The 19,754-nt window shown below is 53.6% G+C and carries 16 protein-coding genes; 5 read left to right on the top strand and 11 right to left on the bottom strand.

The features are described from left to right. The first annotated feature begins 32 nt into the window (after positions 1-32). From BST95_RS07610 to BST95_RS07595, 4 genes are read left to right on the top strand one after another with little or no spacing between them, the layout of a single operon-like run. A complete protein-coding gene (locus BST95_RS07610) occupies positions 33-1,265 on the top strand; it encodes a sensor histidine kinase (RefSeq protein WP_169843881.1) in 1,233 nt (410 codons plus the stop codon). Then, positions 1,246-1,800 (top strand): response regulator, encoded by a 555-nt coding sequence (locus BST95_RS07605; RefSeq protein ID WP_084198769.1) that lies wholly within the window; start codon positions 1,246-1,248, stop codon positions 1,798-1,800. The genes BST95_RS07610 and BST95_RS07605 overlap by 20 nt, the downstream gene beginning before the upstream one ends. After that, the gene (locus BST95_RS07600; protein WP_084198768.1) at positions 1,797-2,519 is read left to right on the top strand and encodes a sensor histidine kinase; all 723 of its coding nucleotides are present in this window, start codon (positions 1,797-1,799) and stop codon (positions 2,517-2,519) included. Before BST95_RS07605 ends, BST95_RS07600 begins: the two co-directional genes overlap by 4 nt. After that, positions 2,513-3,520, top strand: coding sequence for a diguanylate cyclase response regulator (locus BST95_RS07595; protein WP_084198767.1), 1,008 nt, complete (start codon positions 2,513-2,515; stop codon positions 3,518-3,520). Before BST95_RS07600 ends, BST95_RS07595 begins: the two co-directional genes overlap by 7 nt. Positions 3,521-3,542: 22 nt before the next feature. Here BST95_RS07595 and BST95_RS07590 read toward each other — a convergent pair whose 3' ends face one another. The 10 genes from BST95_RS07590 to flhB form a co-directional block, all read right to left on the bottom strand. Beyond that, on the bottom strand, positions 3,543-6,833 hold the full coding sequence (locus tag BST95_RS07590; protein WP_169843880.1) for a hybrid sensor histidine kinase/response regulator: 3,291 nt from the start codon (positions 6,831-6,833) through the stop codon (positions 3,543-3,545). A gap of 246 nt (positions 6,834-7,079) precedes the next feature. After that, a complete protein-coding gene (locus BST95_RS07585; protein WP_084198765.1) occupies positions 7,080-7,472 on the bottom strand; it encodes a response regulator in 393 nt (130 codons plus the stop codon). Positions 7,473-7,581: 109 nt separating this feature from the next. Beyond that, on the bottom strand, positions 7,582-8,442 hold the full coding sequence (locus tag BST95_RS07580) for a MotB family protein (RefSeq protein ID WP_084198764.1): 861 nt from the start codon (positions 8,440-8,442) through the stop codon (positions 7,582-7,584). 38 nt (positions 8,443-8,480) lie between these two features. Further along, complete coding sequence (locus BST95_RS07575) at positions 8,481-9,269, bottom strand: MotA/TolQ/ExbB proton channel family protein (protein ID WP_066057778.1); 789 nt, start codon at positions 9,267-9,269, stop codon at positions 8,481-8,483. Positions 9,270-9,351: 82 nt separating this feature from the next. After that, the gene (locus BST95_RS07570) at positions 9,352-10,065 is read right to left on the bottom strand and encodes an RNA polymerase sigma factor FliA (RefSeq protein WP_084201091.1); all 714 of its coding nucleotides are present in this window, start codon (positions 10,063-10,065) and stop codon (positions 9,352-9,354) included. Between the two features lie 127 nt (positions 10,066-10,192). Continuing rightward, positions 10,193-10,507: a hypothetical protein gene (locus tag BST95_RS07565; RefSeq protein ID WP_084198763.1), complete on the bottom strand. Its 315-nt coding sequence runs from the start codon at positions 10,505-10,507 to the stop codon at positions 10,193-10,195. 160 nt (positions 10,508-10,667) lie between these two features. Beyond that, positions 10,668-11,834, bottom strand: a complete 1,167-nt coding sequence (locus tag BST95_RS07560; protein ID WP_084198762.1) for a hypothetical protein — start codon at positions 11,832-11,834, stop codon at positions 10,668-10,670. Beyond that, positions 11,834-12,814, bottom strand: coding sequence for a flagellar biosynthesis GTPase FlhF (gene flhF / locus BST95_RS07555; protein ID WP_084198761.1), 981 nt, complete (start codon positions 12,812-12,814; stop codon positions 11,834-11,836). Before flhF ends, BST95_RS07560 begins: the two co-directional genes overlap by 1 nt. Then, a complete protein-coding gene (gene flhA, locus BST95_RS07550; protein WP_229801693.1) occupies positions 12,811-14,901 on the bottom strand; it encodes a flagellar biosynthesis protein FlhA in 2,091 nt (696 codons plus the stop codon). Before flhA ends, flhF begins: the two co-directional genes overlap by 4 nt. Before the next feature lie 3 nt (positions 14,902-14,904). Further along, positions 14,905-16,038, bottom strand: coding sequence for a flagellar biosynthesis protein FlhB (flhB, locus tag BST95_RS07545; RefSeq protein ID WP_084198759.1), 1,134 nt, complete (start codon positions 16,036-16,038; stop codon positions 14,905-14,907). 189 nt (positions 16,039-16,227) lie between these two features. Between flhB and BST95_RS07540 the strand changes: the two genes are divergently transcribed. Next, entirely contained in the window at positions 16,228-18,675 is a 2,448-nt protein-coding gene (locus BST95_RS07540; protein WP_084198758.1) for a PAS domain-containing sensor histidine kinase, read from the top strand. On the opposite strand, the gene BST95_RS07535 is transcribed toward BST95_RS07540, so the two are convergent. Further along, positions 18,656-19,753, bottom strand: coding sequence for a protein-glutamate methylesterase/protein-glutamine glutaminase (locus BST95_RS07535; RefSeq protein ID WP_084198757.1), 1,098 nt, complete (start codon positions 19,751-19,753; stop codon positions 18,656-18,658). The genes BST95_RS07540 and BST95_RS07535 overlap by 20 nt on opposite strands. Between the last annotated feature and the right edge of the window lies 1 nt (position 19,754).

The following is a 19,754-nucleotide window of genomic DNA, read 5'->3' as shown; positions in this document are numbered from 1 at the left end:
CCCTGCTGTGGAGTCACCTCCTGGTTACTCCCATGGCGCTGTTGCTGCTGGCCTTCCAACCACAACAGTACAACCAGCTCAGCGACAAACTCGTTCAGGCAGGTGAGCGCGCCAGGGCCATCAACCGGCTGATGCCGACTGGCCTGCTAATCATCAACAGCAAGGGGCTCATAACTGAGGCCAATAGCGCAGCGTGTCGATTGTTTGGTTTTTCGGAGGAGGAGTTTATGGATATGCCTATCGAGAACCTGATTCCACAGGAAAAACGCTCAATCCATCCGCGCTATCGCACCGCCTTCTCGCAGGAAAACCGCCAGCGCAATATGTCTGAAGGGAATGATCAATTATTCGGCTTGTCGCGGAGCGGTGAACTACTGCCGCTGCAAATCGGGCTGGCGCCTGTTGTGCTGGGTAAGGATCGTTCAGTTGCAATCTCCGTTATGGATGTTAGTGACCGTCGCCGGGTGATGCAGCAACTCGAGGAAAGCAATCGGGAAATGAATGTTGCTCTTGAAAAGCTTACCCAGTCCAATGAGCAACTGGAACGTTTCGCCTTTATTTGTTCACATGACCTACAAGAACCTGTGCGCATGATGCATAGCTTCAGCCAACTCCTAGAGAAACGCGCGGCAGATTCACTCGACCACAAATCCCGCGAATACTTGGAGTATATTACCAATTCAGCAACCACCACCAAGACCATGATCACCGATATTCTTAGCTTTTGCCGGGTAGATCAGAGTGCCGAGAATTATGCGCAGGTAAACCTCAATATTGTACTTGAACAGGTATGTACAACACTGCAGATTTCTCTGTCTGAAGCTAACGGCAGTGTTCAATGGCATGACCTGCCTACAATAGTAGGTGTGCACTCCCAGATTCTGCAGCTGCTTACCAACCTGATTACTAACGGCATAAAATTCAACGAATCCGCAGCGCCCTGTGTCGAAGTATCTGCTGAATGTCACGAGGACCTATGGACGATCAGCGTAAGCGACAACGGCATTGGCATCCCTCCAAAGTATGCCGACTCATTGTTCGAAATGTTTTCGCGATTGAACTCAAGAGCAGACTATCCGGGCACGGGTTTGGGGCTCGCCATTTGCAAGCGGGTAGCCGAGCGACATGACGCCACTATCAGTCTCGATCGCAGCGCCGATCAGGGTTCTCGATTCGTCCTGAAATGGCCCAGAAAGAACGCCACTAGCGCCGACAGCAGTAGCAATACCAGCGAGGAAGGTCATCATGTCAAGTCAGTCGCATAACCTATCCCCATTTAACCGAAGTATAAGTAGGATCGATGGTCAAAGCGATGACTCGACCAGGGCGAGTGGCTCGATAAGCATTCTCCTTATCGAGGACAATCCTGGAGATATTGAACTCACCCGCGAAGCACTTCTGGAAACGGGGCGACTCACCAATCAGCTGGATGTCATCACCGACGGCGAGACAGCCCTGGATTATCTACTACAACGTGAACCCCATTCGTCCACAAACTTACCTGACCTGATCTTGCTCGACTTAAACCTACCTAAGGTAAGCGGCAGGGAAATTCTCGCCCAGGTCAAAGCCGATGAAAACCTCAGGTGTATTCCAATCATCGTACTATCCAGTTCTGAGGCCAGCCGCGACATTCAAGAAACCTATCAGCTTCACGCTAACTGCTTTATTACCAAACCCGTTCAGCTACAGGATTTTCTCAATGTCATACAAATGATCGAAACGTTCTGGATTAACATAGTCGCGCTTCCACGCGCAGATCAGCCTGCAACCCCAAACTTTCAAGAGAGCGAAGTATGAGCCGACTTGAGCCTACAAACCAGACTGATATTGAACAAAGACTGCTATACGGGCTTGCCCATGACATGGGCGCACCGCTACGTTCGGTCGTACAATTTTCGGGATTATTGCTGGATCGTCTGGACTCGCGCCTGGACGACAAGGAACGCTTCTGGCTAGAACTCGTCGCCGAAAATGGTGCGCGTAGTCAGACAATGCTCGCGGCGCTTCTTCACTATACTAAACTAGCCAGCGAGCGGCAGGAGGGCCAGCCAATCGACGTTGACCAGGCCATCGCTAATGTACTGAGCGAGCTACAAGCCAAACTTCGAGAGGCCGGTGCCGTCGTCCATTCGAAAGCATCCAATCAATACATCACAGGTGATCGAGCTCAGTTCGAGGAATTACTGAAGCATCTGCTGAACAACGCCTTAACTTACCAGCTCACCGGTAACGCAGCACAAATTGCAATTTCTGCAAGCTCAATAGCGAACCAGTTTGAGCTTCTGGTGGAGGACAATGGCATTGGAGTAAAGCCCAAAGATTACGAACAGATTTCATCGCTCTTCTCTCGTCTGCATGGGGCAGAGGAGTACCCTGGCATTGGCATGGGCCTCGCTCACTGCTGTCGAATCGTCGACTTGGCGGGCGGTCATATTTCTTTCAATCACAGTGCTCTAGGCGGGCTAGCAGTGCACTGCAGAATGCCTCTTCGAAATCAAGGAGATGCACCATGTTAACGACACCAACTATCGCTCCAGCTATCCGAAGAATATTAGTTGCGGAAGACAACCTAGCAGATGCCGAACTCATCAAAGAGATGCTGAACCGCGCATTCCCGCAGCATCTGGAAGCTTGCTTTGTCACACGCCTGGACGATACTTTGGCAGCCATAGAGCGCAATGTGTTTGACATACTACTACTCGATCTCGGCCTCCCTGATCACCAGGGTGTCGACAAGATCGACGACATCAGCAACCGCGTGCCGGCACTGCCGATTGTAGTGCTTACAGGCAATGAGGACGATGAAGTGGCGGCATGGGCACTGCGCTCGGGCGCTCAGGACTATCTCCCAAAAAGCCAACTTAGCCCAGAACTACTCTCGCGGGGGATTCGTTACGCCGTAGAACGCAAGGAAATCACCCAACGCCTTCAGGAAGAGCTGGAGCGGACGGCCGAGCAAAACGAGCTGCTGGCCTGCGCAGCACGCTACGACTGCCTCACAGGGCTACCGAATCGTCTGATGCTGCAGGAAGTCGGAGAGCGCGCGATTAAACAGGCACGTCGGAGAAAACACTCGCTGGCGCTTATGTTTCTTGATCTTAACGGCTTCAAGCTGATTAACGACAGCTATGGCCACGATGTCGGTGATGAATTGCTCAAGGGCGTGGCTAGTCGACTAAATTCTCTGGTGCGTCAATGCGATCTGCTGGCCAGATTGGGAGGCGACGAATTTGTCATTCTCACCGACATTCTGCAAGACCTTTGTGAAGTTAAGAGCCTGACTAAACGCATAGAAGGCGCCTTTGACGAACCCTTTCGAGTGGGTGAGATCGATGTCACCTGCCGGCCAGCAATAGGCATAGCAACCTATCCCGAATGTCCCGACCTACCGGCGCTTCTCCGATATGCCGACAGGGCAATGTACAAGCAGAAAAAATACGCCGCTCTCAAACCCACAGAAATTCCACGTGGCGTACCAACACAACCGTTGACGAGAACTGTTCAGTACCACCCCTGACGGTGTCAGCCAACTCATCGACTTAAAGCGCTTGAGTTTCTTCCTCCAGCAGCCCCACCAGGCGCCGGTTACATCGCTTGAGTAACTCCAGCAAAGCACTGACGTCATCGATGCGTCGGTCGAGCGTGGCCATTTCTATGTCGCGGGCGAGATAGGCTACTTTGGAGGCGCTGATATTATCCGCCATGCCTTTCAGATCATGGGCTGCAGTTCGCAAATCACGATAATTGGCAGCCTCCAGCGTATCGTCCATCTGGGCAACAAGGTCTGGAGAGGTACGAGTATAGAGCTCAACAATAGTATGGAATATATCGCGGTTGTGGAGTATACGCCGCTCGAGATCTTCTCGACTCCAGTCTGGCAGGCCTCTCAGGTTTCTTTCTGCCAGCTTCAATTCCTCGCTTTTCGCGGCCAAACTCTGAACCTGGCTTCTCTCGCTTACGTCACTGCCGTCCGCACAGCGCACCAGGCTGAGCTCAAGGGCATTGGGCTCAAGTGGTTTGACTAGGTAATCATTCATGCCCGACTCAAGACACTTGGCACGATCCGCGCCCATGGCACCGGCAGTGACGGCTACAACAGGTACGTTGCGACGCTCAATACCGGCCGTGCCAGCACGAATACGTCGAGTAGCCTCATAGCCATCCATTACCGGCATCTGGCAGTCCATTACAATGGCGTCATACACTTTGCCGCGGTTGCGCAACAAAATATCTATCGCCTCCTGGCCTTGGCGCGCGTAATCAACGTTCGTTCCGTAGCTTTCGAGTAGGCCACCGACCACTCGCAGATTGATCTCGTTATCATCGACAACCATGACCGTCAATGAAGGTAATACCTCCCAGATCTTTCTGCTATCGTCGTCGCCCAGCTCGCGACTATCACCGTGCGTCGGCGGCTGCTCGCCCTCGGCCTGCAGAATCGCATTCTCCAGAGTGAATGGCGTGACCGGCTTCCTCAGAAGAAATACGTTGTCGTCGAAACTTGTTTGTCGCATAAGAATTTCTGGCAGCGGATAGGCAGTTACCAGCACCAGAGGTGGCACAGTACCCTTATCCCGATTAAGCCGATCCCGGATCATGCTGCGATACTCTTCATAGACCCCCAGCGGCACTATTAGTGTATCCAGCGACTCCCACTGGGAGAGTTTCAAATCCATTAAATCTTCACAGAAATGCGCCTGAACTCGTTGCGCATCCAACGTGCGGCGCATGACTGACAAGGCATTTGGACCACTCTCCATGACCACGATACGCCGTTGTTGTAAAACCCCGTCGGCAACAAGACTGGTAACCCGCTCCGGTTCCAACGCACTTAATCGAAGTTCCATGGTAAAGCGGCTGCCACCACTCTCGGGTGCCTCGACATGTAGTTCACCGCCCATCAGTCTGCAGTATTGGCGACCAACCGCGAGGCCCATGCCAACACCTGGCTTCCAGCCTTCGTCCCCGGCTGCCTGACCACGATAGTAGGGATCGAATAGGCTTTCCACCTCAGATGGCGTCACACCCGGACCGTCGTCAAGCACACTCAGATGGAACAACACTTCATCTTCGTAGCCAAGGGATGTGCTACCTAGCACATAGATTTCGCCCTGCTCGGAGAATTTGACTGCGTTGTCCAGCAACGACTCAATCACCGTCCCTACGCGATCGCCGTCGCCATAGATCAGCCCTTCACTCACGTCCACGATATCGACGACCAACTCCAGTCCTTTCTTGGCCGCCCGTGGCGCGATATCTGCCACTACCTTGTTTATCACCGTTGGCAAACTGATCTCGGACTCCTCGAGATCGAGTCGGTCGGCCTCGAGTTTCGACACATCGATTATGCCGCCGATAATGCGACTGAGTTCGGCAACGCTCTCCTCCGCCATCATTAGGCGGTGATTCTGACGTTCGTTGAGCGGATCCTGGCGCAGCAGGCGCAATGTACCAGAGATGCCGTGAATGGGCGTGCGCAGCTCGTGACTGATATTAGCAATAAACCCGGTTTTCAGCTCGTTGGTTGTCAGGGCCAGCTCATGCGCTTTTTCAAGTTCAATAGTGCGTTTACGAACTTCATCCTCTAGCTTCTCATTGGCGGATACCATGCGATGACGCAGAGCGACCTGCCCGCTATTATCAACAATGATGAGTGTAAAAGCCCCTTCGTGGCCCTCATAATCCAACCAGGCCACATTGATCAGTAGCTCCAACTTCTGCCCGGCCACCGTCCAAGTTACCTCGTTGTTACCGTGCCCGCGGTCGGCAAGTTCGTCCAGCACCTCGAAACTAAGCCTGACATCGTCGCCGCAATGCACTCGGCGATATAGATCGTCACCTACGATTTGCTCGTCTTCAAAGCCAAATATCGTCAGGCCCGCTTCATTACACGACAACACTTCGCCATCGGTGGCAACAACCATGACTCCTGCGAGACTGTGCTCTACGATGCGCTCGTATTCGACATTGCTCTGCAAAAGACGGTTTCTCCGATATATAGACTGATAGAGGTAGATACAGAACAGCGACTGAACAACCAAAAGTACAGCACCGGCAATAAAGTTATCCCGGGTCAGCTGTGCATGGTAACTAGCGACGACCTCGGGCTTGCCGATTAAGACCTGGCTGAGTTCGCGAATAATGCCTTCTTCTGCCAGTGGCACTCGCGCCGCGATCACAAACTCGCCGTTCCTCTGATAGGCCTGCATAAGACCACCCTCTTGCCAGCCCATGAGCGATTCAGGTTGAAGCTGGGAATGCAGAAAATCCCTGGCCCTGTCACTGACAACGTCTACACCTAAAAACTGGTTGCGTTCGTCCACCAGATAGCTGGACAGAAGATTCGACGGATCCCTAAGCGCAATGGATTTGGCCCATTTTACGATGCAGTACTGAATTACCATTTGCCCCGCCGGCCGCCCCTGGGAATCGAATAGATGTATCGCAGTGAGCCGCCCGGGGATCGTGTAACTGTTTTCTTCATCAAGCCCTTGTAAGAGCTCAAGCGAGTGGTACCGTATCTCCGTTTCCGAACTCACTACGGCACTGCCCAAGCCTGGCTGACGTAAGGCCGCCATAAGGGCCTCGGTATCGACATACATGCCACTGGTGGGGGTGTCAGATGGCCCGCGTTGAATCGAGTACGTCACCTCATCCAACGACTCATTGACGAAGTAGATACCCTGCATATTTGGATGACTGACCAGAACGTCGGACAGCCATTCGAACAACTCATCATTCGAACTCCCAACCTGAGATGCATCTGAACCCAGGCCCTGGTCTGCAAACGCCCTGACGGGCGGTGAACGAGTTAGGACGGGGCCCATCATGTCGACCCACAGACTGTAAACAGCAACTTCGTTTGCACGAGTCGAGATTAAAGCCGCAGCGGCATGATCAACGTCTCTTTGCAGCTCGCGATATGCCAGCGTAACAGACGCCATGTAGATAAATTGGAGTAATAGCACAAAAACCACGCCACCTATCAACAGCCGCAACGACTCAGGAAGTTGTCTCGGAGTATGTTTCGGTGCAACAAGCGGGTGATTATCGGCCATAGGATATTCCCCAGCGACTCATAGTTTCAATGCTTCAGCAGTGGGTGCGAGATTGCTCAGCAGGTCTAGAAATTCTTTAATATTAAAGGGCTTGGTGAGGTAGCGATCAAAGCCCAATTTTCTCCCTTCCAATACTTCCGCCCGGGTGGCCGAGGCTGTAAGTGCCACTACGGGGATACGCTCAGTGCTACTGTCCTCTTTCAAGGTGCGTAGAACGCTGAAGCCGTCCATATCCGGCAAGTTGATATCCAGAAGTACGATGTCTGGGAGTGTTGAACGCACCAGCTCAATGCCTTCACCACCTGTCGATGCGCCGACCATTTCAATTGAGTCGACAAGATCAATAATTTTTCTCACCAAGGTCATATTCGAGATATTGTCCTCGATGTAAACGATCTTTACTAAGTGCACTCGACGTCCTCCCTAACGTCACCGATATCCGCCTCGAAAATTATAGACGCGATTGAGAAAAGCGTCATCTTTTCGGACCAATAGCTGACGTGTCAGGGCAAAAAGCAGACTAGGGAACTGAATTGGAGATGAGTTCCAAAGTGCCACCCGGGGTTTCGGCAATGGGTGGAAGTTTTTTGTCACGAATCACGATCTCCACACGTCGGTTCGCGGCGCGATTGGCAACCGAATCATTGGGCTTTAGCGGGTGTGTATCAGCATGCCCCACTACCATAAAGCGATCTTCATCAAGCAGCCCATCGCGCATCAGCTCTCGCGCCACAGACATAGCGCGATCAATCGACAACTCCCAATTGGAGTCATAGCCCTCCCCGCGAAAAGGAACATCATCCGTATGGCCCTCTACCGATATCGTACCGTGAACCTCTCGCAAAGCCCAACGTAACTCAGCGATCAGCGGCAGAAAATCCTCATTGAGTACCGCCAGGCCCGAGGCAAAAGATCCGTGTTCACGGATACGGATCGTCACCTGATTATGCGTCGAATCAAATTCCACTTTACCTTCATCAATGCCCTGCTTGAGTACCTTGCGAAGCACTTCCTCCTCGCCAAGCTCTGCCAGTATACTCTTCAGTTCATCGATTTCTTGCGGCCGCATATTCTCGACGTCGTATTCGGACAATTCCTCGCTGTCGGGGTTCCCCAATTGCAGGTTGCGACTGACCTGATCCGTGGTTTGCTGCTTGAATTCAGGCAGAGGCGTGGGTCTGGGTGTACCGGGACTAAACTCCCGGCGAACGACACTGGTCCCCTTGGGGATCTCCATCGCAGGCACATCCCGCTGCACGCCAAAAGCTAGTCTCATAGATTCAGAAAGCTTCTTGTACTTGACAATATCCATTTGCGAGAACGACAGCAGCAATACGAAAAAACAAACCATCAACGACATAAGGTCGGCAAATGTTGCCATCCATGCCGGGGCGCCGCTGGAGCCTGAGTTTCGCGAGCTCACGCGGCGGCCCGCGAAGCCTCAGCTACTTCTTCTGTTTCCTCCCCCTGCGGCTGGGGCTTTAAATACACTGCTAACAGCGTTTCAACAATACGGTAATTCAATCCATCCTGGATAGCGAGAATACCGTCCAGGGAAAGCGCATTACTGCGTGCTTCCTCGTCTTTTCGCAGGCTGAGCTTGTCACCAATCGGTTTGGCAAACACATTGGCCAGCACCGCACCATACAAGGTTGTTAACAGGGCCACTGCCATCGCCGGACCGATACTCTTTGGGTCATCCATGTTCGATAGCATCTGCACAAGCCCAATCAGCGTGCCAATCATACCCATCGCCGGCGCAACGTCCGCCGCCGCATAAAATACTTCGGCGCCCCAGGAATGGCGATCCGCCGTCTGCTGCGACAACTTGCTCATACGCGCCTCGACAGATGCGCGGTCCATACCGTCAACCAGCATCACCACCGCATCCGCCAGGTACGGGTCGTCTATCTCTAGCCGCTCGAGTGCCAGCATGCCTTCCTTGCGCGATAATTTGGACATCTCTACGAGTGTATCGACCTGCTCCTGGGGAGGCACGAGGCGATATTTGAAGGCGCGGGAAGCCACACTGAAAGCATTGAGACAATCGTGCAGGGAAAATTTCATCATAACGACGAACAGGGTTCCCACCAGAACAATTAGTAATGCCGGCAAGTTGATGAACGTGGCTGCTGAGCCACCGAGCCCAATAGCCAATGCAACTACTATAACTGCACCCACCATCCCTATAAGCGTCGCCGAATCCATTTGCCTTTGCCACCACAATTAAACAATTCACCTAAGCAAATGATCGGCCCGCAAATCCAATACTTGAGCCCGGGGGTTAGGCTCAGTTCACCTCCATAGTTCGTCCCAGCCGTGAACGGATGCGGGCCACGGCCTGACTATGCAACTGACATACTCTGGATTCACTTACGCCCATCAGCGAGCCAATTTCTTTCAGATTCAGGTCTTCCTGATAATAAAGCGCCAGCAGAAGTCGCTCGCGCTCAGGGACGGCCTCGACGGCCGCTACCAAATGTTCATGTTGTTCCTCATAGAGGGCGTCCAGATAAGGTGTGCCATCTTCATCAGCGTCGTCACCCGGCTCCCACCCCTGTTCAGCCAACTGCGCCAGCGGCAGAATAAGGCCGTTATTGGTATCGGCCAGAAGATGCAGGTAGTCCTCCAGATCAATTCCCATGGCGGCTGCAATATCAGATTCCGAAGGCGGATGCCCCAAGGATTGCTCCAGCCGCGACACCACGGCTTCCATTTCCCGGGCGCGACGACGAACGCTGCGCGGCAACCAGTCACGCGAGCGCAACTCGTCCACCATCGCACCGCGTATACGGGCACTAGCATAGGCCTGAAATGGGGTGCCATTGTTCTCATCAAAACGCTGCATCGCTTCGAGCAAACCGAGATACCCCGCCTGAACCAGGTCATCCAACTCTATGCTGGCCGGCAACCGCACCCTGAGGCTCAGTGCGTGACGGCGTACAATCGGAATATATTCCTCGGCCAAGTCACGCTGCTCAAGCTGTCCTTTTGCCGTATACATCGTTTCTTCCATCCCTGACAGCCGCGTTGAGCGCCATCGTTTCATTGTCTTTACGTCAGGGATTCTAAAGCGTGTCGATTTTTCGAAAGCCGGGAATACGGCGTGCAATGTGAATCAATTCCCCGGTTCAGCCATTCAATAAACACAGATTAATGTCGCATCGCCCGGCAGCAACAGTAACCAGGTTGTCGAGTAGACCTTTGTGCGGCAGACCTGTGTCGTGCAGCGCCAGAACGCGCTCTGGACCACCGTTGCCGGCTATCCACTTTAGATGGGAGTATGCTTTCTGGAAAGCATGGATATCAGAGTCTATCCACAGGGCCCAGCGAGGACATCGAAGCACTTCGGGACCGGCGGTCAAATCATCGTCGGTGGCATCGATAATCTGCCACCCACCCGCAGGATCAAGCCACTCATAGCCAGCGCGCGACCATTCCGCCATGCGCCGCCCCACATAGTCGGATTCATTGGGGCGCCCACAACCACAAGGGTCTTACCGGCATTATCGCCGCACACTTGACCGTCACCCGCCTGGTCGCGAGCCTGCCGAGCGCGTTTCATTGCCCAGTCCCTTAGACTTGCTGCTTGATCGCTCATCGCTGTTAATTCGTGTTTGCCGGGACCAACAACTCCCGCGCTATCATGAGAAAAGTAAGGGATTCCAGAAGAGTATCGGCGCTGCGCGCGTCAACTTGACCCTGCATTGCTGCCAGTTCGGCCCTTAAATCATAGTCATCCAGATGGTCGCTATGCTGGACACGCAGCGCGGCCGCAGCCAAACCCTGTGCGACAAATCTGCGCAGGCCCTCACAGCACTGGAAGCCAGGCACCTGGGTCAGTTGACGGTAGCTGAAGCTTGCCAAATCACTAAAGCGCTCCAAGCCGATAAGCGCGGGGATCACGGTCTCATCTTCCATACATTCAGAACTTATCCAGTATTTCGAGATAAGGGCTTCACCCGAGGCATCAGCCCTGATGGTTACCAGCCAGAGTCGTGCATTGAGTTGGGCTACCTTGCGCATACTCGGCCCAGCCAGCCGGACAGGTATCTGCCGCAACTCCATCGTGGTGTCATGCCCATCAAAGTGCAGCGGCTCCCGGGCATGCAGTTCAGCTACCGAGACCAATTCTCGTACAGCCGCAACCTCGTCGTTCGTCCACACCTGGGTATCGGGCGAAGCCTGTGCAAGCCAACAGCTCTCATAAAGACGGATGACCGTGTCAATATCTGGCAACTCGGGAAATATTTGCAGCACTGCACGAAATCGTGCCTGCAACCATATCATGCTGTGCTCGCCCAGCGTCCCGCAATCTGCAATAACTGGCCGCAGGCTGTCATCCAGCAACAGACTGTGGCCAGGGACATTGGCTCCATCGCACTGCAAATCACCCTCCGCGCCCCAAAGCACCGCTGGACGACACAACGCTGTTAGCTGCGTCTGCGTCGTCAGTTCCTCAAACCTGGCTTGTTGCCAAGCTGGGTTCAGTAGTGAAATATCCCAGGCAGCCTCAAGCAGCGGGAAACCGGGTACAGCATCTCGCAGTTTATCCAGGCATAGCTTGACTTTTCGGCCACGCTGAAACAGCTCTCTAGACCAACCCGAGGGCGGCAGCGGCACTTGGTAATGGCGCGAAGCCTGCTGTGAAAACGCGCGATCCAATGCCATATCTATCAGTGCAGACATGTCAGGCTCATCGAGATCTTCAGGCACCCGCTGGCCGGCGGTCGTGTATAGCGGCAGCAGTCCAAAACGAATTACAGCATCCACTAGCAGCCCGGGCTACACGCCTCATCAAGTTTTGTCAGAATACAGCGGTTGATGGAGCTACCGGCCGCCAGCGCACTGCGTTGATATGCTTCTACTACTTCCTCAAGTGTCAAAGGATGGCAATTGCCACACAGCAGTAGTGCAAATTCCAGAGCACTGGACGCAGAAGTTAGCTCGCTGAACTGCTGCATAATCCGAGCATCACGCTGACTGAGGCCTGAGGTATCCACCAGCACAAAGCGCTTATCACGAAGTTCGTGCAGCGCCTGGCGCAGAGCGACTCCGTCTGCGACTGAACAAAAACTCACATCAAGCAATTGGGCGTATTCACGCAAGTGATCCTGCGCACCAACGCGGAAAGCATCCGCACTGATTAGGCCCACTTCTTCACTACCATGACTCATGACATAGCGAGCCGCTATTTTGGCGATGGTCGTTGTTTTTCCAGATCCGGTCGGGCCTACCAGAACGAGAATGCCACTGTCCTTGCCTTTACGCTCGAAAGTGTCGTCATGTGGCAACTGCGCTCTCAACTGCTGTCGCAGCCAATCCCGCATGGGCTCTTCCTGCCAGTTCAGCTCTTGCAATCTCTCGGGGAAGCGCAACATCAGGTCACTCTGGAGAGCTTCACTAAGGCCCATATCTCTAATTAGCGACTGTAATCTGGCCGCGTTACTGGTTCCCGGTTGCAGCAGCCTGGTTGAGCTGGCAATCATGCCCTTCAAATCGCGAACCTCTGACAACAGCTGAGCATTTCTATCTTCTGTACACTCACCCGTTGTGGCAGCGACACCAGGCGCAGGCGCCGCCAACACAATGTCACCCTGCGACGGCACCATATCGCCCTCTCTCGCCGCAACAATCTCCACTCCGCGTTCAGTCTCGCGATTGGTCATAATCAAGGCGGCGTCTCCGAAAGCAGATTTCACTTTGCGCAGTGCATCGCGATGACTATTACCTGTAAAGCGACGTACGCTCATGAATTACCTCCTAACCAGTTGGTGATTCGAATCGTCTTATCAATGGGAATTTCGGTATCAGACATCACGGCTATACCGGGAATGCGGTTCTGGAGTAAGCTGTTCAACATTCGCCGCAAGACCTGACGAACAACAACCACGGGGGCGCCCCCCTGCTCTTCCTGTGCATGTAACGCTTGTCCGGCCAGGGTAATAATCGTTTCTCCCAGACCAGGATCCAAGGCGCCACTTTCGGTGGCCTGCATCAGTAAGTCTTCGAGTTGCTGATCGAGCCCTATCACCTGTAACTCGGTCTGGGCACCAAACCACCGCTGGGTAATCGTTCGACCCAGCGCCACTCGGACTTTTTCCAGAACAGTCACCAGGTCTTCATTCGCCACATCACCATCAGCGAGCGCCTCGAGAATGCCCCTGATATCCCTAATCGGGACCTGATCGCGAAGCAGCTCCTGGAGTACACGCTGGAAATGAGCGACTGACAATCGCTTGTCGACGACGTCACTCACCAGTTCCTGGCCATCTTCGCCAAGTCTGTCCAGTAGCTGCTTGACTTCCGACCGGCTCAAAAGCTCGCTAGCATGCATCTGCATCAAGTGATTGAGATGGGTAGCGACGACGGTGCTTGCATCCACCACGGTATAGCCATAAATCTGGGCGCGGTCCCGATTGTCGCTTTCGATCCAGACTGCCGGCAGACCAAAAGCCGGGTCCTGGGCGTCAATACCCTGCAAACGGCCGGTCGTATTCCCGGGGTCGATGGCCATGTAGCGCTCGGGGTAGACTTCACCGCCGCCGATAACAGCTTCTTTCAGGAGAATCGTATACTGGTTGGCGCCCAGTTCCAGATTATCCTTTATGTGCACAACTGGTGGTAGGAAGCCGATGCTCTGCGCAAATTTCTTCCGGACACTCTTAATTCTCGACAGCAACTTACCGTCCTGCTCCTGATCTACCATGGGAATCAGGCGATGTCCCACCTCCAGCCCAAGGGCATCGACAAACTGCACATCCTCCCAACTCGCCTCAAGGCTTTCCGGAACAGGAGACAGCTCTTCCTGAATCGGCTCCGTGGGCGCCGGGTCGTCGCGAGTATCGATGTACCACGCGAGGCCGCCAAGGCAGGCAGTAATAAGCAGAAACATGAAGTTAGGCATCCCCGGTACGAGCCCCAGCAACCCCATCACCACGGCGGTGAGTGCCAGTACCCTCGGGTTGACAAATAGCTGCCCGATTACCTGCTGACCGACGTCTTCGTCGGTATCCACTCGCGACACCATGACACCGGCGGCAGTGGAGATGACCAACGCAGGTATCTGCGCCACCAGTCCGTCGCCAATAGTCAGCAGTGTATAGGTCTCAGCCGCTGTTCCCGCATCCATGCCGTGTTGAACAACACCAATAAGCAAGCCACCAATAATATTGACCAGCATAATGATCAAGCCGGCGACCGCATCACCACGCACGAATTTGCTTGCACCATCCATTGAGCCGTAAAAATCAGCCTCTTGTGATACTTGGAGACGACGCTCTTTGGCCTCGGCCTCACCGATTAGCCCCGCGTTAAGATCCGCGTCAATAGCCATTTGCTTGCCCGGCATTGCGTCGAGCATAAATCTGGCGCCGACTTCCGCGATCCGCCCGGCGCCTTTTGTAATGACCATGAAGTTAATGATTACAAGAATCGCAAAAACAACGAGCCCGACCGCAAAATTGCCGCCAATGAGAAATGCACCGAAGGCCTCAATGACTTTACCGGCGGCATCGCCACCCTGATGACCCTCCATTAGAACAACACGCGTTGACGCGACATTGAGGGCAAGCCGCAATAGTGTTGAGAACAATAGAACCGCAGGAAACGCAGCAAATTCCAAGGGTTTATTTGTAAACATACTCACCAGCAATACCATGATGGCGAGCGAAATATTGAAGGTGAAGAACAGGTCCAAAATTACCGGCGGCAGTGGCAGTATCATCATCGCCAATACGATGATGACCAACATTGGCCCCGCCATCACATGGAGTCGAATACCCTCGGGCAGTCTGGCCCAGTTTAGCGCAGGCCCCATTCGCTCAGTTAATTTAGCCAAGGCCTATTCCACCCTGTGTGAGGCAGGTATCGCCAGCGCCGCCGGCTCTGGCACTACCCCCTGCATGTGGTCGGGAAGGCGTTTTAGATTTAGTGCCCATGCCATCACCTCGGCGACGGCCGTATACAGCTCGTAGGGTATCTCCTGATCGAGGTCTACATGCCGATACAGCGAACGCGCCAAGGCCGGGGCTTCAAGAAGGGGTACCTTATGCTCTTTCGCAAGCTCACGTATCCGCAGGGCGACTCGCTCTGCCCCTTTGGCGACGACGCGCGGTGCACCTTCATTTGCTTGGGCGTATGACAGTGCCACCGCGAAGTGCGTAGGGTTGGTAATGACCACATCGGCTGTGGCGACGTTATCCATCATGCGGCGACGCGCCATTTCCTGCTGCTGGGCTCGAATGCGTGCCTTTAACTGCGGATCGCCATCGCTATCTTTCAACTCTCTACGGATCTCTTCGCGGGTCATGCGCAACTGCTTGGTATGGCTCCACAATTGAAACGGAACGTCGATCAGACTGACCAGAATAAGCGTAAGTATCATGAGCCCGCACACCAATGCAGCCAGGTACAACCCTGTCGAAATAGCCGCCATAGCGGGCAGTGTCAGGAGCGCCAGAAAATCGTCAACGCGGGACAGCAAAAACATGGCCACCACCGATGACAGCAAGGCCACCTTGGCGAGAACCTTCGCCAACTCGGCAATGGCCTGCGCTGAAAATATTCGCCCAAACCCTTTAATGGGGTCAATTTTCGACCACTTGGGTTTGAGTGACGTCGCGGACATCAAAAAACCCCCAATTAACATCGGGGCAAGCGCGGCTACGAGCACCATAATCAAGAACAAGGGCAGCAGCGCGCTCAGGCTACGCTCACCTAGCAATGCGAGCAGAATTAGCATTTCCCGTGGCTCTACCAGGTATTGCTGTTCGAAACTGAAGGCCTCGGTCATCACCTCACCCAGCGCGGTGAATAGCGCGCCGCTCAGGCTGGTAAGGGACAAAATTCCCGCGAAAAGCATGACAAATGTTGTCAACTCGCGAGAACGGGCCACCTTACCCTCAGCGCGGGCTTTCTCCAGCCGGCGAGGCGTGGGCTCTTCGGTACGTTCCTGTTGCTGAGAATCGTCACTCATATCGAAAAAAGGGAAGGTTCACTACTCTTCGTCTATGCTAGATAAACGGCGGGGCGACGATAGCGCAGAATAAGGCGCGAATTTACCTCTATTCCTGCCCATGCCGGCAGGTCCGTAAGCTTGCGACGTTCGCAAGACCACTCGAACCACCTGAGCGCGGCAGTGAAAACAAGGAAAGGCCAGGAATCAATGATCGCAGGCTCCATTTCAGACAACATTGTTCTCAATGTCATAGAAAAGAATCAGATCATCGAAGCGATGAATCAGCATGCCATTGTCAGTGTCACCGACGAGCGAGGCTGCATTCTCTACGCCAATGCCTTGTTTTGTTCTACCTCTGGGTATAGCAAGGAAGAACTGATCGGCAGTACGCATAATATTGTCAATTCAGGTCATCACCCGCCCGAATTTTTTGCCGACTTGTGGCGGACGATCAGCCGCGAAGCGACCTGGTCAGGGCTCATCAAAAACCGCAGGAAGGATGGGACCTACTACTGGGTACAAACCACGATTACCCCCAGCACCATAGGGGCCCAAGGACCAGTCTTTTACACTGCGATTCGCACAGAGATACGCAGAGGGCCTGACTTTGATTCGCTAGTCGACATTAATACACGCATTCTGTCGTTAATGGGACGGCATGCGAAAGAGTTACTCGAGATAGAGTACGAGAGTCATTTGTCGACCCTCAGGCGATTACTTGGCGAATGGCTGAAGGTACTCCCGGCCCAGGCCTTCGTGTTGCTGAAATCCAGCACCGAGAACAGTAGGCCGGTAGTCGAATTTTCCCACCCACAGATTGCTCTTAAACTCTACGACGCCTTTGAGACAGGTCATTACAGTTATTTGCAGGCGCTCAGAAGTGACGCCAACAAAGTATCACTACATCAGCCTGAAAACGAACCAACCGCCTGTGCTGATAATGACCTGATGAAATGCCTCGCTCAAGAAAACATCCCTGGCATTGCCTACCTGCCCCTTCAGATGAGCGGGGACTGTGAATACCTGCTGTGCCTTTTATGCGATTCAGAACGACAATTTCGAGCACTTGACGATTTAGCAGAATATCTGCAGATGATTCGCGACCATCTCAGCACGAGTCTGCGCCGCTGCGCACGCGAAAGACAGTCAGCGCTTGAGAAACAGCGTCTTCTGGGAAGGCAATTACTGGCTCATGTGGCTGATTTCGATCTGGATCTTCGTACGCTTCAGGTTCGCTGGTCACCAGGCATGTTCGGCCTGAGCAAGAACCTAGCGAAAATAGAATTCAATCAGTTCTTGGAGTTGGTCCATTCCAAGGACCGACGCCTATTGCTTGCGGAACTTTCAAACGCCGTCAACAACTACCGATCAATCGAAGTGGAATTCAGGATCAGCAATGAACAGGCCGCCGAGATCTGGGTCCAACTCCGCGGCGCTAGAACCCGGGTACCGAACGGCGACGCCGATACGCTGGTTGCCACGCTTATCGACATCAGCCGTATCAAGCACACCGAATCCGAACTGCGCAAATCGAAATCACTGGCGGAACATGCCAACAAAGCCAAATCCAATTTTATTTCACATATGAGCCATGAACTGCGCACCCCCCTGAACTCCATTCTTGGTTTTGGCCAGCTCCTGCAACTTGACCAACATCTGGAAAAGGAACAGCAGTCCAATATCTCCGAAATCGTCGGAGCAGGCACCCATCTCCTCAAACTAATCAATGACATCATCGACTTATCTGTCATAGAAACAGGCTCGCTAAACACTGTACTCGAATACCATCCACTCAAGGAGATCATTGATGAGACCGTGGCGCTGGTCAGCCCATTGGCGGCCCGAAGAAATGTCGATCTCGTATGCCAAGGGACATTCGATGGCCATGTGCTGGTTGATCGATTACGGCTAAAACAAGCGCTCATCAACCTGATCAACAACGCGATCAAGTATAACCAATCGGGCGGCAATGTGATTGTTTCGTGCACACATTCTGTCCCCTACCGAGTGCTGATAAGCATCGCAGACACTGGTGTTGGGATTGCGCCAGAGGATCAAAACAGTCTGTTTACGCCCTTCGAGCGCGGCGCTAAAGGCGGTTCGTCCATCGAAGGGACAGGTATCGGTCTTTCGATCACTAAAAAGATTATCGAGAACATGGGGGGAAGCATTGGCTTCACTTCGCGCCCCGGCATGGGTAGTACCTTTCACCTTGAGGTTTACGCGCCCTGTGCCACCCCGCCTACATTCGCGTTAGATCAGCGCGATGATCCAAATACTGCAAATAGCAGCGTGGCCCTTTTCTCTGATCACACCGCCACGCGGGAACTCATTGATAGCACCCTTGCTATGCACGACGGGCTGGAGGTTAGAAAATTCCATGCCCACGAATACCCAGAGGCACTTCAGCATTGCGCTACGCCAAGAGTTATCATTCTGGACAGTGATACCTCACATAAGACCCTAGAATCTACAAATGACGATCAAAATTCGGCTCTTCGACGTATTCCTCATGTCGGTATACTTTCATCTCAAGAGTTTACAGATTTACTACCTTCCAGCATGGGCATTTTCAGTGCCATCTGTCTGACACCAATTAACAGCGCGGAACTAGAGTCTGCGATTACTTCCCTGCTTACCGGCGTGCCTGGGTAACAAGCTCTCCATAGCTGGTTGCTTCAAGCAGCGCCGCAGCGATCTGCCCCAATGGCAGTGTTTCGCAAGCTCCCCCCAGGCGCACGGTTTCGCCGGGCATACCCCAAACCACACTGGTTTCTTCGTCCTGGGCGATGGTATGCACGTGCTGATCCTTTAAAGCACACATGGCGCTGGCGCCGTCTCCGCCCATCCCAGTGAGTATCGCGGCCACGGCATTGTCGCCGACAGCGGCCAGAACAGACCGAAACAGTACATCGACGCTGGGCTTGTGGCGGTTGACCGGTTCGGAATCGTCGAGCAGGCAGAGATAGCGCGCTCCGCTACGAGTCAATCGCAAGTGACGATCCCCGGGCGCAACAAACGCGTGGCCAGGTAGCACCTGGTCACCGTCTTCCGCCTCTTTTACGGACAGTTGTGTTATCCGGTCAAGTCTCTCCGCAAAAGCGGCACTGAAACCAGGCGGAATATGTTGGGCAATAACAATGCCTGGAGCATCTGATGGCAGCCCCATTAACACTTCGCGAATCGCCTCCGTGCCGCCGGTAGACGCACCAATGGCGATCAACCGATCAGTCGTTCGAAAGTTTCGCTGCTTCGACGCAGCTCTTGCCCCGGTGATTGGGGTATGGGTAGGAGTATTGGCTGGATTAGCGTTTCGGCGATGAACCTTTACGCGTGCAGCGTGCCGAACCTTGGTGAGAAGTTCGTCTGCGTAATCCTGTAAGGTATGGGAGACATCAATACTGGGTTTGGTGACAAAGTCGACAGCACCTAACTCCAGCGCACGCAACGTGACATCGGCACTGCGCTGGGTGAGTGACGAAACCATGACCACGGGCAGCGGGCGCAAGCGCATAAGATTGCCAAGAAAGGTCAAGCCATCCATACGCGGCATTTCCACGTCCAGGGTAATTACATCCGGATTTAGTGACTTGATCTTGTCTCTGGCGATATACGGATCGCCGGCAACACCTACAACTTCTATATCGTCCGCCTCTTCGAAAATCCTGGATAAGATATTGCGTACCAGCGCCGAGTCATCGACCACTAATACTTTAACTCGGGAATCTTCCATG

The organism is Halioglobus japonicus (assembly GCF_001983995.1).
Lineage (GTDB): Bacteria > Pseudomonadota > Gammaproteobacteria > Pseudomonadales > Halieaceae > Halioglobus > Halioglobus japonicus.
The sequence above is the reverse complement of the archived record's forward strand: the minus strand, read 5'-3'. Positions and strand labels throughout refer to the sequence as shown.